Source organism: uncultured Kushneria sp. (assembly GCF_947497025.1).
In the GTDB taxonomy this organism is placed as follows: domain Bacteria; phylum Pseudomonadota; class Gammaproteobacteria; order Pseudomonadales; family Halomonadaceae; genus Kushneria.
The window spans coordinates 287,872-302,222 of sequence record NZ_CANMFC010000003.1; the positions used below are offsets into that span (position 1 = coordinate 287,872).

The 14,351-nt window shown below is 58.3% G+C and carries 15 protein-coding genes; 14 read left to right on the forward strand and 1 reads right to left on the reverse strand.

The window, feature by feature from the left end; all coding sequences use genetic code 11:
• Positions 1–104: 104 nt before the first annotated feature.
• The 14 genes from Q0931_RS07095 to msrQ all read left to right on the forward strand — a co-directional run bounded on the left by Q0931_RS07095 (position 105) and on the right by msrQ (position 13,225).
• Complete coding sequence (locus tag Q0931_RS07095) at positions 105–1,382, forward strand: glutamate-5-semialdehyde dehydrogenase (protein WP_299258692.1); 1,278 nt, start codon at positions 105–107, stop codon at positions 1,380–1,382.
• Positions 1,369–2,031: a nicotinate-nucleotide adenylyltransferase gene (gene nadD, locus Q0931_RS07100; RefSeq protein ID WP_299258694.1), complete on the forward strand. Its 663-nt coding sequence runs from the start codon at positions 1,369–1,371 to the stop codon at positions 2,029–2,031. Before Q0931_RS07095 ends, nadD begins: the two co-directional genes overlap by 14 nt.
• Before the next feature lie 90 nt (positions 2,032–2,121).
• Complete coding sequence (gene rsfS / locus Q0931_RS07105) at positions 2,122–2,487, forward strand: ribosome silencing factor (protein ID WP_299258696.1); 366 nt, start codon at positions 2,122–2,124, stop codon at positions 2,485–2,487.
• The gene (gene rlmH, locus Q0931_RS07110) at positions 2,484–2,951 is read left to right on the forward strand and encodes a 23S rRNA (pseudouridine(1915)-N(3))-methyltransferase RlmH (RefSeq protein WP_299258698.1); all 468 of its coding nucleotides are present in this window, start codon (positions 2,484–2,486) and stop codon (positions 2,949–2,951) included. The genes rsfS and rlmH overlap by 4 nt, the downstream gene beginning before the upstream one ends.
• A gap of 73 nt (positions 2,952–3,024) precedes the next feature.
• Positions 3,025–4,941, forward strand: a complete 1,917-nt coding sequence (mrdA, locus tag Q0931_RS07115; RefSeq protein WP_299258700.1) for a penicillin-binding protein 2 — start codon at positions 3,025–3,027, stop codon at positions 4,939–4,941.
• 5 nt (positions 4,942–4,946) lie between these two features.
• Positions 4,947–6,083, forward strand: a complete 1,137-nt coding sequence (gene rodA / locus Q0931_RS07120) for a rod shape-determining protein RodA (protein ID WP_299259169.1) — start codon at positions 4,947–4,949, stop codon at positions 6,081–6,083.
• 56 nt (positions 6,084–6,139) lie between these two features.
• Entirely contained in the window at positions 6,140–7,120 is a 981-nt protein-coding gene (gene mltB / locus Q0931_RS07125; RefSeq protein ID WP_299258702.1) for a lytic murein transglycosylase B, read from the forward strand.
• A gap of 1 nt (position 7,121) precedes the next feature.
• Entirely contained in the window at positions 7,122–8,051 is a 930-nt protein-coding gene (locus Q0931_RS07130; RefSeq protein ID WP_299258704.1) for a septal ring lytic transglycosylase RlpA family protein, read from the forward strand.
• 25 nt (positions 8,052–8,076) lie between these two features.
• Positions 8,077–9,270, forward strand: a complete 1,194-nt coding sequence (locus Q0931_RS07135) for a D-alanyl-D-alanine carboxypeptidase family protein (protein ID WP_299258706.1) — start codon at positions 8,077–8,079, stop codon at positions 9,268–9,270.
• 122 nt (positions 9,271–9,392) lie between these two features.
• On the forward strand, positions 9,393–9,719 hold the full coding sequence (locus Q0931_RS07140) for a DUF493 domain-containing protein (protein WP_299258708.1): 327 nt from the start codon (positions 9,393–9,395) through the stop codon (positions 9,717–9,719).
• 50 nt (positions 9,720–9,769) lie between these two features.
• Positions 9,770–10,474, forward strand: coding sequence for a lipoyl(octanoyl) transferase LipB (lipB, locus tag Q0931_RS07145; RefSeq protein WP_299258710.1), 705 nt, complete (start codon positions 9,770–9,772; stop codon positions 10,472–10,474).
• Complete coding sequence (lipA, locus tag Q0931_RS07150; protein ID WP_299258712.1) at positions 10,474–11,448, forward strand: lipoyl synthase; 975 nt, start codon at positions 10,474–10,476, stop codon at positions 11,446–11,448. The genes lipB and lipA overlap by 1 nt, the downstream gene beginning before the upstream one ends.
• A gap of 155 nt (positions 11,449–11,603) precedes the next feature.
• Positions 11,604–12,614 (forward strand): protein-methionine-sulfoxide reductase catalytic subunit MsrP, encoded by a 1,011-nt coding sequence (msrP, locus tag Q0931_RS07155; protein WP_299258714.1) that lies wholly within the window; start codon positions 11,604–11,606, stop codon positions 12,612–12,614.
• Positions 12,614–13,225, forward strand: coding sequence for a protein-methionine-sulfoxide reductase heme-binding subunit MsrQ (msrQ, locus tag Q0931_RS07160; protein WP_299258716.1), 612 nt, complete (start codon positions 12,614–12,616; stop codon positions 13,223–13,225). The genes msrP and msrQ overlap by 1 nt, the downstream gene beginning before the upstream one ends.
• A gap of 56 nt (positions 13,226–13,281) precedes the next feature.
• On the opposite strand, the gene Q0931_RS07165 is transcribed toward msrQ, so the two are convergent.
• Positions 13,282–14,298, reverse strand: a complete 1,017-nt coding sequence (locus Q0931_RS07165) for a zinc-binding alcohol dehydrogenase family protein (protein WP_299258718.1) — start codon at positions 14,296–14,298, stop codon at positions 13,282–13,284.
• Between the last annotated feature and the right edge of the window lie 53 nt (positions 14,299–14,351).

The window sequence follows — 14,351 nt, forward strand, 5'->3', positions numbered from 1 at the left end:
AAAATCGTCGGCCAGTATAGTCAGCCGCTGTGCACTCCGATAGCGTCAGAGCAGGACGATGGACAAGCGTGGCCGCGCATTTTGGATACAGGAGAGCAGCGCAGATGACGTCTGAGGGGCACAGGGATATGGAGATCGCCACGCATGTGGCACTGCTGGGACAGCAGGCGCGCAAGGCGTCCCGCCTGCTTCGCAGTAGCACTACCGGGCAGCGAAACGCCGCGCTCATGGCAATGGCCGCCGAGCTTTCGCATCAGCGCAATGCGCTGCTGGCAGCCAACGAACGCGATGTGGCACGTGGCAGCGCGGAAGGGCTGTCCGAGGCGCTCATGGATCGCCTGCTTTTAACCCCTGCGCGCATTGATGCCATGATCTCGGGGCTTGAAACCGTTGCCGCACTGCCTGACCCGGTGGGGGGTATCGATGATCTGCGCACCCAGGACAATGGGCTGCGCATCGGCCGCATGCGCACGCCTCTGGGTGTTATCGGGATCATCTACGAGTCCCGCCCCAACGTGACGGTGGACGCTGCTGCGCTGTGTCTTAAGTCCGGTAACGCTGTCATTTTACGCGGTGGCTCGGAAGCCTTTGAATCCAACTGTGCCATTGCCCGCTTTATCGCCTCGGGACTTGAAAAGGCCGGGTTGTCAGGCCACGCCGTGCAGCTGATCGAAACCACGGATCGAAACGCCGTGGGCGCGCTGATCACGGCACGCGACCATGTGGACGTGATCATTCCGCGAGGCGGAAAGTCGCTGATCAAGCGTATCTCGGAGGATGCGAGCATTCCGGTCATCAAGCATCTGGAAGGGCTTTGCCATGTCTTTGTGGACCGTCATGCCTCGCTCGATATGGCCTTTGACATCGCCTTCAATGCCAAGTGCTTTCGCTATGGCATCTGCGGTGCCATGGAGACGCTGCTGGTGGATCAAGACATTGCCCATGCTTTCCTGCCGGCCATGATCGCGAAGTTTCAGGACGCCGGTGTCACGGTACGTGGCTGCGACAGGGTGCAGGTGCTGGCCGATGTCGAGCCTGCCACCGAAGAGGACTGGTGGACCGAATATCTGGGGCCGGTGTTGTCCATTCGGATCGTGGACGACATGGACGCTGCCATCGAGCACATCAACCACTACGGCTCCCATCACACCGATGCCATCGTCAGTGACCACTTTGGGCATACTCAGCTTTTCATGCTGGAAGTGGACTCAAGCTCTGTCATGGTCAATGCCCCGACCTGCTTTGCCGATGGCGCGCAGTATGGCCTGGGGGCCGAAATCGGTATTTCTACCGACAAGCTGCACGTCAGAGGCCCGGTAGGGCTCGAGGGACTGACCACGCGTAAATATATCGTGCTGGGCGATGGTCATGTCAGAACATAATGCCCGTGTCGCCATGTTTGGCGGCACCTTTAATCCTGTTCATATTGCCCATCTGCGCGCGGCCGTTGAGCTTCGGGAAGCACTGTCGCTGGATGTCGTCCATATGGTGCCGGCGCATCTGCCGCCGCATCGCAGTGCGCCGGGGGTCAGCTCCGAGGATCGCCTGAGCATGCTGAAGCTGGCGCTGGCGGATACCCCGGGGCTGATGGCTGATGATCGTGAGATTCACCGTGATGGGCCGTCCTGGTCGCTGGATACGCTCGCCTCCTTGCGTGAGCAGTACGGTGATCAGGCGCGCCTTCTCATGGTGCTGGGGCGTGATGCCTTTTTGAAACTTCATGAATGGCACAAGCCCGAAGCGCTTTTTGACCATGCCCACATTCTGGTCATCGGACGCCCCGAGAGTGATGAAGTGCAGTGCCCGGCGCTCGAGGCGCTGGTCGAAGCGCGCCGCGTCGACAGTATCGATGCCCTCATGGCTGAACCCTGTGGCCGGGTACTTGATTACAATCAGACGACAGCAATGGCCATTTCCGCGACAGCCATTCGACAAGCACTGGCTGCAGGGCGCAGCGTGCGATATCTGATGCCACCGGCCGTTGAGGCCTTTATCGCTCGTCACGAGCTTTATCTCGAAACGTCAGAGTGAGGCCGGTGCAGGCCAAAAGCGTCAAATGTCTATGGTGCCTGCGCCTGACAGCGGTACAATGCGCGCTGAACCATTTATCTCCGAGGAGCTATGCAGACAGTACTTTCATCTCTGGTGGTTGACGCCCTGGAAGAGCTCAAGGGGCGTGATATCGCCGAGCTCGATGTTTCCAGACTGACCAGCGTGACCGATGTCATGGTGGTAGCCAGCGGTACTTCCAGCCGACACGTCAAGGCACTGGCCGACAATGTGGTAGAGCGCGCCAAAAATGAAGGCGTTCGCCCGCTGGGCATCGAAGGTGAGGCCGGCAGCGACTGGGTGCTGGTAGACCTGGGCGATGTGGTGGTCCACGTCATGATGCCGGACGCCCGCAGACTCTACGATCTGGAAAGGCTCTGGAGCGAGTTGCCCAATGATCTGGGGCGCCATGAAGCGGTCGGTGAGCACCACTCTTGAAATTGAGAATGCTTGCTGTCGGCACGCGAATGCCGGGCTGGGTCACGCAGGGCGTTGAGGAGTACCGCAAGCGCCTGCCGCGGGAGATGTCGCTTGAAATTGTTGAGCTGTCCCCCGGCCCACGTCAGAAAAGCGCTGATCCCGCGAAGGCGATACGCGTTGAAGGGGATCGCCTGCTGTCAAAAGTCAGGGGCAGTGAACTCGTCGTGGCGCTCGATGTCGAAGGCAAGCCATGGTCGACGCCGACGCTTGCCGAGCGAATGAGCGAGTGGCAAATGTCCGGCAGCGATGTGTCACTGCTGATCGGCGGCCCGGACGGCCTTGATCAACGCTGCCTGGTACGGGCCGACCTTCGCTGGTCCCTGTCACCTCTGACGCTTCCTCATCCGCTGGTGCGGGTATTGCTGGCCGAGCAGCTCTACCGGGGCTGGACGCTCATGACCGGGCATCCCTACCATCGCTAGCGGGGTCTGAGCGTGCATCGTCCTGCGCCCTTCGGGCGACCTATCCGTTCATCGTTTTTGGGCAATCTTCTCCATGCGCCCACGTCGCGCCACGCTTAAGGATTCCGAACAGCAGGCCCGCATCTTTCGACGCCGCAGCGTTCTGGCGGCGTTGCTTGTGCTTATCATGTTTTCCGGCCTGATTGGCCGCATGGTATGGCTGCAGGTTGTTCAACACGACATTTTCATCACACGCTCGGATAAAAACCGCATGCGTGTTGAGCCGCTGCCCCCCAATCGCGGTCTGATCTTTGACCGCAACCACAAGGTACTGGCCGAAAACAGGCCGACTTATAACCTCACGCTGGTGCGCGAGCAGGCCGGCGATGTCGGTCAGACCCTCCAGCGCCTGATCGATATTCTGGGTCTCCCCGAGGATCAGCGCGAGGTGCTGGCGCAGCGCTCGCGTGAGCGACTTCGCTCCTACGAGCCGGCGCTGCTGCTTAGTGATCTCAATGAAGATCAAATTGCCAAAATCGCGGTCAATCGGTATCGGCTTCCCGGTGTAGAGGTTGAGGCTCAGCTCATCCGTTACTACCCGGACGGTGAATGGATGTCGCATGTGCTTGGCTATGTCGGGCGCATCAGTCAGGAAGATCAGCAGCGCATTGATACCAGCAATTACGCCGGAACACATTTTATTGGCAAGACCGGCATCGAACGGTTTTATGAAGACGAGCTCCATGGTCATGCCGGGGTGAAGCGGGTCGAAACCAATGCCCGTGGACGTGCGCTGCGCGAGATCGACCGAACGCCCCCGCAGCCGGGCAAGAATCTGACACTGACGCTGGATTCCAGGCTGCAAAAGCTGGGGCATGATCTATTGAAAGGCAAGCGCGGCGCCATTGTCGCCATTGAGCCTGCCACCGGCGCGATACTTGCCATGGTGTCAGAGCCCGGGTTTGACAATAACAAGTTCGTGACCGGCATCGATACGAAGTCCTACGCCGCCCTTCGTGATGATATAGATATGCCGCTGTATAATCGGGCCTCGCGTGGGCAGTATCCGCCGGCCTCGACGGTCAAGCCCTATATGGCATCAGCGGGTCTGGAATATGGCCTGATTCAGCCTTCCGATACGGTTTATGATCCGGGCTACTACCAGTTGCCCAACGACTCCAGACGCTATCGCAACTGGTTGCGCTGGGGGCATGGCCGGGTCGACATGAAACGCGCCATTACGGTGTCCAATGATACCTACTTCTTTACGCTCGCCCATCGCATGGGCATTGATCGACTCTCCAGCTTTATGCACAAGTATGGATTCGGGGAGGATCACAGCCTGGATGTCTGGGGCGCCGGCAGTGGCCTGATGCCCAGTCGTGACTGGAAGCGTGGCCGCTACAATCAGGCCTGGTATCCGGGGGAAACCCTGTCGGTGGGTATCGGGCAGGGCTACTGGCTGGCGACGCCCCTGCAGATGGCCACTGCAGTGGCCGTGATGGCCAACAATGGCAAATGGGTGCGTCCTCATCTGGCGATGCAGGTAGGCGACCAGGAGATTGCACCGCCTTTCAAGAATACCCCTGATGACATCAAGCTGGATAACCCGCACTGGTGGGATCTGATCCATGACGCCATGGAAAATGTCATGAGTGGCAGTGAAGGCTCGGGGCGCGCATCAGGGCGTAATCTTCAATATCGCATGGCCGGCAAGTCAGGTACGGCGCAGGTCTTCACGCTGGGTCAAAAGGAAAAGTACAACGCCTCCGAACTTGAAGAGCGTTTGCATGACCATGCCCTGTTTACGGCGTTTGCGCCGGTGGATGATCCCAAAATCGCGGTGGCCGTCATCATCGAAAACGGTGGCGGTGGCAGCAGGGTGGCCGCCCCCATTGCGCGCGAAATGCTCGATGCCTGGATACTGCCGGACATGAAATCCAGCGAGGAAGCGCAACGTCATGCCCGGAAAAATGAAAGTACCGCTCAGCAGATCGCGACGGGAGACTGACGATGATGATGGACTACTGGCAGCGGGTGTATCGCCGCAGCCGTCGGCAGTACCAGCGCCTGAACTGGCGTACCCTCCACCTTGACCCCTGGCTTTTGCTGGCGCTGCTCACCATCGTTACCGGCGGTTTGATCGTGCTCTACAGCGCTGGCGGGGAATCCACCTATCTGGTGGAAGCCCAGGCACTGCGATTCGGCGCCGCCTTTTTGATCATGCTGCTGATCGCGCAGTTCTCACCGCGCACCATGCAGCGCTTTGCCTGGTTTTTCTACGTCATGGTCACCCTGATGCTGGTGGCCGTGGATGTGATCGGCACTCATGCCATGGGGGCTCAACGCTGGCTGACCATTCCCGGTGTGATCCGGTTTCAGCCTTCCGAGCTCATGAAACTTGCCATGCCGATGACCATTGCTGCCTATCTGTCGCGGCGAGTGTTGCCGCCCGGATGGCTGGATCTGCTGGTCTGTTTGTTATTGATGGGCGTCCCGGTGGCGTTGATTGCCAATCAGCCCGATCTGGGCACTTCCATGCTGGTGACGGCCTCTGCCGTTTTCGTGATTCTGCTGGCGGGGCTTTCCTGGCGCTTTATTGCGGTGTGTGGTGGGCTGGGCATCGCTGCCATGCCGCTTTTGTGGTTCAACATGCATCAATACCAGCGACAGCGGGTACTGACCTTTTTGAACCCGGAAAGCGATCCGCTGGGCGCCGGCTGGAACATTATTCAGTCCAAGACGGCCATCGGCTCGGGGGGCATTCATGGCAAGGGCTGGATGCAGGGCACGCAGTCGCAACTCGAATTTCTGCCCGAGCGCCATACCGATTTTATCGTGGCGGTGCTGGGTGAAGAGTTCGGGCTGATTGGTATGGCCGTATTGATGAGCTGCTATCTGCTGTTGATATGGCGAGGCCTTTACATGGCCAACCAGGCACACGATACCTTTGGTCGATTGCTGGGCGGCAGTCTGATTCTGACCTTTTTTGTCTATGTGTTTGTCAATGTCGGCATGGTCAGCGGTGTGCTGCCGGTCGTTGGTGTGCCCTTGCCGCTGATCAGTTATGGCGGTACGGCCAGCGTGACCCTGATGGCCGGCTTCGGTATGCTGATGGCCGTTTTTACCCATCACAAGACCACGCCACGCTAGAGAGAGACGGGATGAAGTCGGATCGATGTCATTCAGGCAGGAGATGGCGCTGGGCCATGGCCATGTTGCTGGCGGTTTCGCCGCTGGTCAATGCAGCCGGTGAGTATGACCCGAGTACCAATGACCAGGCGCGTGCCATGGTCGACAGGCTGGCACAATCAGGGCTTGATCGACGAGAACTGACCACAACGCTTGCAAGGGCCAGTCGCCAGCAAAAGATCATCGATGCGATTTCAAAACCCGCCGAGCACCGTCTGCGCTGGGACCAGTATCGCAATATCTTCATCAAGCCCGAACGCGTGGCCGGCGGGGTCGATTTCATCCGTGCCCATCGTGACGCCATGGCCCGCGCCGAGCAGGAATATGGCGTGCCGCGCGAAATCATCGCCGCCATCATCGGCGTGGAGACCTGGTACGGGCGCCATACCGGTAGCTATCGCGTGATCGATGCTCTGACCACGCTGGCCTTTGACTACCCCCCGCGCAGTGATTTCTTCGGTCGTGAGCTTGAAGCCTTTTTGACCCTGACCGGTGAGCAGGGGCTCGACCCGATGGAGCTCAAGGGTTCCTATGCCGGGGCCATGGGGCTGCCACAGTTCATGCCCAGCAGCTACCAGGCCTATGCGGTCGATTTCGACAATGATGGCATCAAGGACCTTTGGAAGGAGCCGGTTGATGCCATTGGCAGCGTGGCCAATTATTTCGCCGAGCATGGCTGGCGCTCAGGGCAGCCGCTGACGGTGGCAGCACATCTGGAGGGGGCGGAAAAACCTGCAGACGTCGACTTCAATCAGGCAAAGCCGCCCTATATGCGCGTGGCCGATCTCGAGTCACGGGGTATTACGCCAGACATTGCCATTTCCGGTGACGAGGAAGTGATTCCGCTGATGCTTGATTATGCCGATGGCCACAACGACTACCTGTTGGGGCTGCATAATTTCTACGTCATCACGCGTTACAATCATAGCCATCTTTATGCCATGGCCGTCACGACACTGGCCGAGCAGATTCAGGCCGCGCTTCAGCGGGAGAGTTAGCGTGTCGTCCTTGAAAGACTTGTTGCCCGAAAATGCCGGACGTCTGATAGTGCTGATCGTCATGGTCACGCTTGTGGGAGGCTGTGCCAGCGGCAGTGGTGGATCAGGCGGGCGATACGCCATGTCCAGTGACGCCTATCCTGACCGTCACACCGATGTCTCTAAAGTGCCTGATGCCGTGCCGCAGGTAGAGCCGCTTTCCCGTAGCGGCAATCAGTCCACCTATCAGGTGCTGGGCAAGCGCTACCACGTGCTCTCTTCGAGCAAGGGCTATAGTCAGACGGGGCGCGCTTCCTTCTACGGCCAGAAATTTCAGGGCTACGATACAGCCAATGGTGAGCAGTATGATATGTACACCATGTCGGCGGCACACCGCACGCTGCCGCTTCCCACCTTCGTGCGTGTGACCAATCTGGCCAACGACCGCTCTGTCATCGTTCGGGTCAATGATCGTGGGCCGTTTCATGACGACCGTTTAATTGATCTCTCCTATGCAGCAGCGTCTCGACTGGATATGCTCGGCGCTGGCACTGCTCGGGTACGGGTGACCGCTATCGACCCGCGCCAATGGCAGGCTCGACACAACAATAATCAGCAGGTTGCGGCGCGCACTGAAAACTCCCCGGGAGCGTCAAGGGCGCAGGGAATCGATGCCTTTTCAGGACAGAAATCCGCGCCTGTCACCAGCAGCAACGACCCGAATAGCGCCGTCTATCTGCAGGTCGCTGCACTGGGATCGGATGAGCACGCTCAGGCGCTCAGGGACAAGCTCGAAGCGCGTCTTTCAAGGCCGGTTCGGGTAACACGACATGCCGCCATGCATCGGGTACAGGTGGGCCCGCTCGATGATCCGATCATGGTGGAATCAGTCAGGTCCGAACTGCATGAAGCAGGCTATGACCAGCTACATCGGGTAACTGGCTCGGACTGAATACAAGCAAACAGAGAAAGGCAATATGACCCTTTTTGCAGTAAACGTATGCCGCTGGCGCCACCTTGTCGCGTTTTCCTCACTGGCGCTGACACTGACGGCAGCGCCCGCGATGGCATCCGATGGTCCGTCACCCTCCAGCTTTATTCCTTCGCCGCCCGGTCTTGCCGCAACATCATGGGTATTGATGGACGCCAAATCCGGTCGTGTACTGGTCGAGCATGATGCCGACAAACGCGTGCCGCCGGCCAGTCTGACCAAGATGATGACGGCCTACATTGCCGAAAACGAAATCGAAAGCGGCAACATGTCGCCGACCGATGAAGTTCGTATTAGCAAGGAGGCCTGGCAGACCGGCGGTTCACGCATGTTCGTCAAGGTGAACAGCAATGTGCCGGTCAAGGATCTGATGCAGGGCATTGTGGTGCAGTCAGGCAATGATGCCACGGTGGCCATGGCAGAGCATATCGCCGGGAGTCAGTCCTCATTTGCCGATCTCATGAACGAGCATGCCCGGCAAATGGGTCTGCAAAACACGCACTTCATGAACCCGACCGGCCTGCCGGATCCCGAGCACTACTCGTCAGCGCATGACATGGCCATCATTGCGCGTCATATCATCAATGATTTCCCCGATCACTATTCGCTTTATGCCGAGAAATATTTCACCTGGAACGGCATCAAGCAGCCCAACCGCAACCTTCTGCTGTGGCGTGACAAATCGGTCGATGGTCTGAAAACCGGCCATACCGAAGAAGCCGGCTACTGCCTGGTAGCCTCGGCGCAGCAAAGCGATACCCGTCTGATCGCGGCGGTCATGGGTACCAATTCGGAAGAAGCCCGTTCGCAGGAAACCCAGAAGCTTTTGAGCTATGGCTTTCGATACTTTCAGACCCAGAAAGTCTACGATGCCGGGCAGGAGCTCAGGCGTGCGCGCGTCTGGGGTGGCACGCAGGATGAGGGCGCCTTTGGTGTGGCCAACGATGTCTATCTGACGGCTTCCAAGCAGGATGAAGGCGGACTGTCCAATCGCATCAATATCAACGGTGATCTGCAGGCCCCCATTGAAGCCGGTCAGCAGTACGGCACTGTTCAGATCGTGCAAAATGACGAAGTCATCGACGAGCAGCCGCTGGTCGCGCTTGAAAGCATCGAGCAGGGCGGTCTGTTCAAGCGTCTCTGGGACGGTCTTTTGAAGTTTGTTCAGGGTCTGTTCTAAAGGCTGAAAATTGCACTGAGTCATGACCATGAGGGGGGATTCGGCTGACGAATCCCCCCTTTTTAAGTAAAATGTCAGGCAATCGGGCGAACGTTCAGCCTGCAATGATCAAGAGGTTTCTCATGTCCAGGCCTTCATCTCAAAAGCCTGCCGCTATCCTGTCGTCCCCCGGCGATGGCAACAAAACACAGGAGGCGCCTAAAATCGAGTTTCCCTGTGATTATGCCATCAAGATTGTGGGGAATAATGACGTGGAATTCGATCGCGACATGCTCGATATCGTGGAGCGCTTTTCTCCGGAGTTTGATCGTTCGAAAGTAACACATCGCGATAGTCGTAACGGCAAGTATCGTTCACTGCATGTCACTATCTACGCGACCGGAGAAGAGCAACTCAACGATCTGTTCGTTGCGCTCAAGGCGACCGGCCGTGTTCAGATGGTGCTTTGATCGCCAGCGACTGACAGGCGTTGTTGCCGGCGCTCCCAGAGGTAGGATTAATGAGTGATACAAGCCTGGATGATCAGCCCATTGGCGTATATTGTCTGGGAGTATGTGAGTACACCACCATCTGGGAGGCGATGCGTCGCTTTACCGATGAGCGGGATGCCACAACCCAGGATCAGATCTGGCTGGTGGAGCATTTTCCCGTTTTTACTCAGGGGCGTGCCGGCAAGCCTGAACATCTGCTGAGTTCCAGCCATATTCCGCTGGTACAAAGTGACCGCGGTGGACAGGTCACCTATCATGGGCCCGGTCAGCTGATCATGTACCCGCTGATCGATGTCAAAAGGCGACGCATCGGGGTGCGTGCCATGGTCAATGCCCTCGAAAATGCCGTCATTCGTGTGCTTGGCGAACACGGTATCCACGCCGGTTCGAAACCGGATGCGCCGGGTGTCTATGTCGACGGGGCCAAGATTGCCTCACTCGGGCTGCGTATTCGGCGAGGCAGCAGCTTTCACGGTATCGCCTTTAATATCGATATGGACCTTTCCCCCTTTGACCATATCAATCCCTGCGGCTATGCAGGGCTGAGAATGACACAGCTTCGCGATCTTTTGTCGCAACCACCGGACATGGCGCGTGAAGCACAAGGATTGCTCGGAGCCTTTGCCGCTGAACTCGGCAACCCCGAGCTTCAGGAGATGGTGAGCGCACCCGGGGTGCTGACCCACATTTCTCGAGTAACAGGATCAAACTGATGACCGAGACGACTGCTACCACCCCCAAACAACGGGCCGAAAAAGGCGTCAAGCTGCGTGGCGCCGACAAGGTTTCCCGTATTCCGGTCAAGGTCATTCCGACCGAGACCCTGCCGACCAAGCCGAGCTGGCTCAAGGTACGCATGCCCATCTCGAAAGAGGTGACCCGCATCAAGGAAACCCTGCGCCGCCACAAGCTGGTAACGGTCTGCGAAGAGGCGTCCTGTCCCAATCTTGGTGAGTGCTTCAATGGCGGCACGGCCACGTTCATGATCATGGGCGATATCTGCACGCGCCGCTGTCCGTTCTGTGACGTGGCGCACGGCCGCCCCAACGCGCTCAATGAAGACGAGCCGCGGGAACTGGCAGAAGCCATTGCAGAGATGCGTCTGAAGTATGTCGTGATTACTTCCGTGGATCGCGATGATCTGCGCGATGGTGGCGCGCAGCACTTCAACAACTGTATTGAAGAGATCAGAAAGCGCAGCCCCGATCTGGAAGTCGAGGTGCTTGTGCCTGATTTCCGTGGTCGCATGGACAAGGCGATTGACATCATGCGCCAGGAGCCGCCGGATGTGTTTAACCACAACCTCGAAACGGTGCCGTCGATGTATCGTCGCGTCCGCCCGGGTGCCGACTATCAGTGGTCGCTGGATCTTCTCAAGCGCTACAAGGAAGTCCGTCCGGAAGTGATGACCAAGTCAGGTCTGATGCTGGGTGTCGGTGAAACCGACGAAGAAGTGGTCGAGGTCATGCGTGATCTTCGCGCCCATAATGTCGACATGCTGACCCTGGGTCAGTACATGCAGCCGTCGCGAAACCACCTGCCGGTGGATCGCTGGGTCCATCCCGACACCTTTGCTTGGTTTGCCGAAAAGGGTCGCGAACTGGGCTTCAAGCATGTCGCGTCAGGTCCTCTGGTCCGTTCAAGCTACCATGCCGACAAGCAGGCACATGGTGAAAGGGTGTCCTGAGCCTCGAAGAGTCAAACACTGGTCATGGATCATTTGTCACGCCCGGTACTGCCGGGCGTTGTCGTCTCCAGTAGTGGCGTATCCTGCCTGGATGTTTGAAACTATCCCCTGATGTAACGGTCAGTAACCATAACGATCGTCAAGTAGAGGGTGTCATGCTGATCAAGACACGAAAGCCTCACCACATCGGTGAAAACGAGGTCACATCAGAATCGGTCTATCATGCGCGCCGCCATTTCATGGCCGGCGTGGCAGGCCTTGGCATGGCGGCGGCACTACCGCGCGGTGCCTGGGCAGCCTCTCAATATGACGATGTCGAGCAGGGCAGTCGTCCCGAATGGTTTGCCTCGCGTATCGAAAATACGAAATGGAAGGCGGTAACGGCAGGGGAAGACGACAAGCTCACACCGTTTAATGACGCCACGCACTATAACAATTTCTTCGAATTTGGCACCGGCAAGGATGACCCCTACAAGCACGCAGGTGGCATGACCACCGAACCCTGGACCATCGAGATTGACGGCGAGGTGGCCAGACCCGGTACGCTGGATGTGAATCAGCTGCTGGGCGAACAGCAGCTTGAAGAGCGTATCTATCGGCTGCGCTGTGTCGAGGCCTGGTCGATGGTTATCCCCTGGATGGGCGTGCCGCTGTCTGCCCTTCTCAAGCGTGTCGAGCCGACCAGCGATGCGAAATTTGTGCGCTTTCAGACCCTGATGCGACCCGAAGAGATGCCCGGGCAACGATCACGCTTCGGGCTCATCGACTGGCCCTATCAGGAAGGGCTGCGCATGGATGAGGCCATGCACCCGCTGACCCTTCTGAGCGTGGGCATGTATGGGCGTGTGCTGCCCAATCAGAACGGTGCACCCGTGCGCCTGGTGGTGCCGTGGAAATATGGTTTCAAGAGCATCAAGTCGATCGTACGTATTTCGCTGGTCAGGGAGCAGCCCCCCACGGCCTGGCCGACCATCAATGCCAACGAATACGGCTTTTACTCCAACGTAAACCCGGACGTGGATCACCCGCGCTGGAGCCAGGCACGAGAGCGTCGTCTGCCCAATAGTCTGTTCAGTACCAACATGATCGATACGCAGATGTTCAATGGGTATGGAGACGAGGTTGCGTCTCTCTACAAGGGCATGGACCTGCGGAAGTATTTTTGATGCGACTCTGGCGATGTGCGGTATTTGTGGCAGCGCTGCTGCCTTTTCTCTGGTGGGCCGGGCAAGTGGCGATGGGGCAGGCAGGCCCTGAACCCGGTCAATACCTGCTGCTCAATTTCGGTCAGTGCGCGCTGATTCTGCTGCTGTTGACGCTGAGTCTGACGCCGCTGATGAAACTGACCCGCTGGAAAGGGTTTGCGCTCATTCGCCGGCAGCTGGGGCTATGGACCTTCAGCTACGGCGTTCTGCACCTGACCAGCTATCTGCTGTTCATTCTCGGCCTTGAATTTTCGGCACTGGGAGAGGATCTACAGCGTCGGCCCTATATCATTGTCGGATTTGCCGCGCTTTTAATGCTGCTGGCGCTGGCGGTGACCTCCAACCGGTATTCGATGAAACGCCTCGGCAAACGCTGGAAGTTTTTGCATCGGCTGGTCTATATCGCCCTGGCGCTGGTGCTTCTGCACTTTTTCTGGGTGGTGCGTGCCGATATGACCCAGTGGAGTGGCTATGCGCTGGCCGGTGTTATTTTGATGCTATTGCGCATTCCCGTGATCTCGCGTGCGCTTGGCAGGGTGCGACCCCGCAAGGGTAGTTCGTCCAGAGTGTGATACGCCTCACGAAAACGCCGGCCCGGGGCCGGCGTTTTTAATCCATGGTGGTGGCGTTAGTTCATGGCAGTCAGGACCAGCTTGCCGATGGTGTGACCCTCTTCCAGCATCTGATGGGCGCGGGTCAGGTTCTCGACATTAAGCGGCCCAACGATTTCTCCCAGCGTGCTGCGCAGCCTGCCTTCATCGAGCAGGCGCGCCATAGTGGCCAGTGCGGCACCCTGTTGTTCTCGCTGCACATCATGCAGGGGGCGGGTAAACATGAACTCCCAGTGGAAGCTGGCCGCCTTGCCCTGCAGGGCACTGAGATCCACGTGCTGTTTCGTCTCGGCAATGGCCACGATCTCACCCAGCGGTTTGATCAGGGAGACCATATTGTCCCAGTGCACGCCAATGTCGTGGCAGTTGAAGATGTAGTCGACCTCTTCCAGATCAAGTCGTTTGAGCTCGTTGATCAGGTCGTGATGATCGATCACGTCATGCGCGCCCATTTCGCGGCACCACTGGACCGACTGTTCGCGCGAGGCGGTAGCAATCACGCGGATGCCGGTGAGCTGGCGGGCCAGCTGAATGGCGATCGAACCCACGCCCCCGGCGCCATTAATGATCAAAAGCGTCTGGTCGCCATGATCACCGCTATCCTGCGCCAGGCGCAGCTTGTCAAAAAGCGCCTCCCAGGCCGTGAGCGCCGTCAGCGGCATGGCAGCAATTTCCTCGATATCCAGCGTTTGAGGGGCGCGGGCCACCAGACGAGAATCAATCAATTGGTACTGGGCGTTGCAGCCGGGTCGATTAACCTCGCCCGAGTAATAGATACGCTCGCCGACAGACAGTTCGCTGACGCGTTCGCCGACCGCTTCCACAATACCGGTGGCATCCCAGCCCAGGATGGTCGGCTCACCGAACTCGCCCAGTGCTCCGGCACGCACCTTGGTATCCACCGGATTGACCGAAATGGCCTCGATACGAACCAGAACGTCCTCACCTTCAGGCGCGGGGCGCTCGATCTCGATCTTTTCGAAGGCACCGGGTGCGTTGATGTCGCTGGCACCGCGTGTGGCAATGGCTTTCATGGTTTCTCCCTTGATTAACGAACGCACGGTGATGCGTCATCCACTAGACTGTC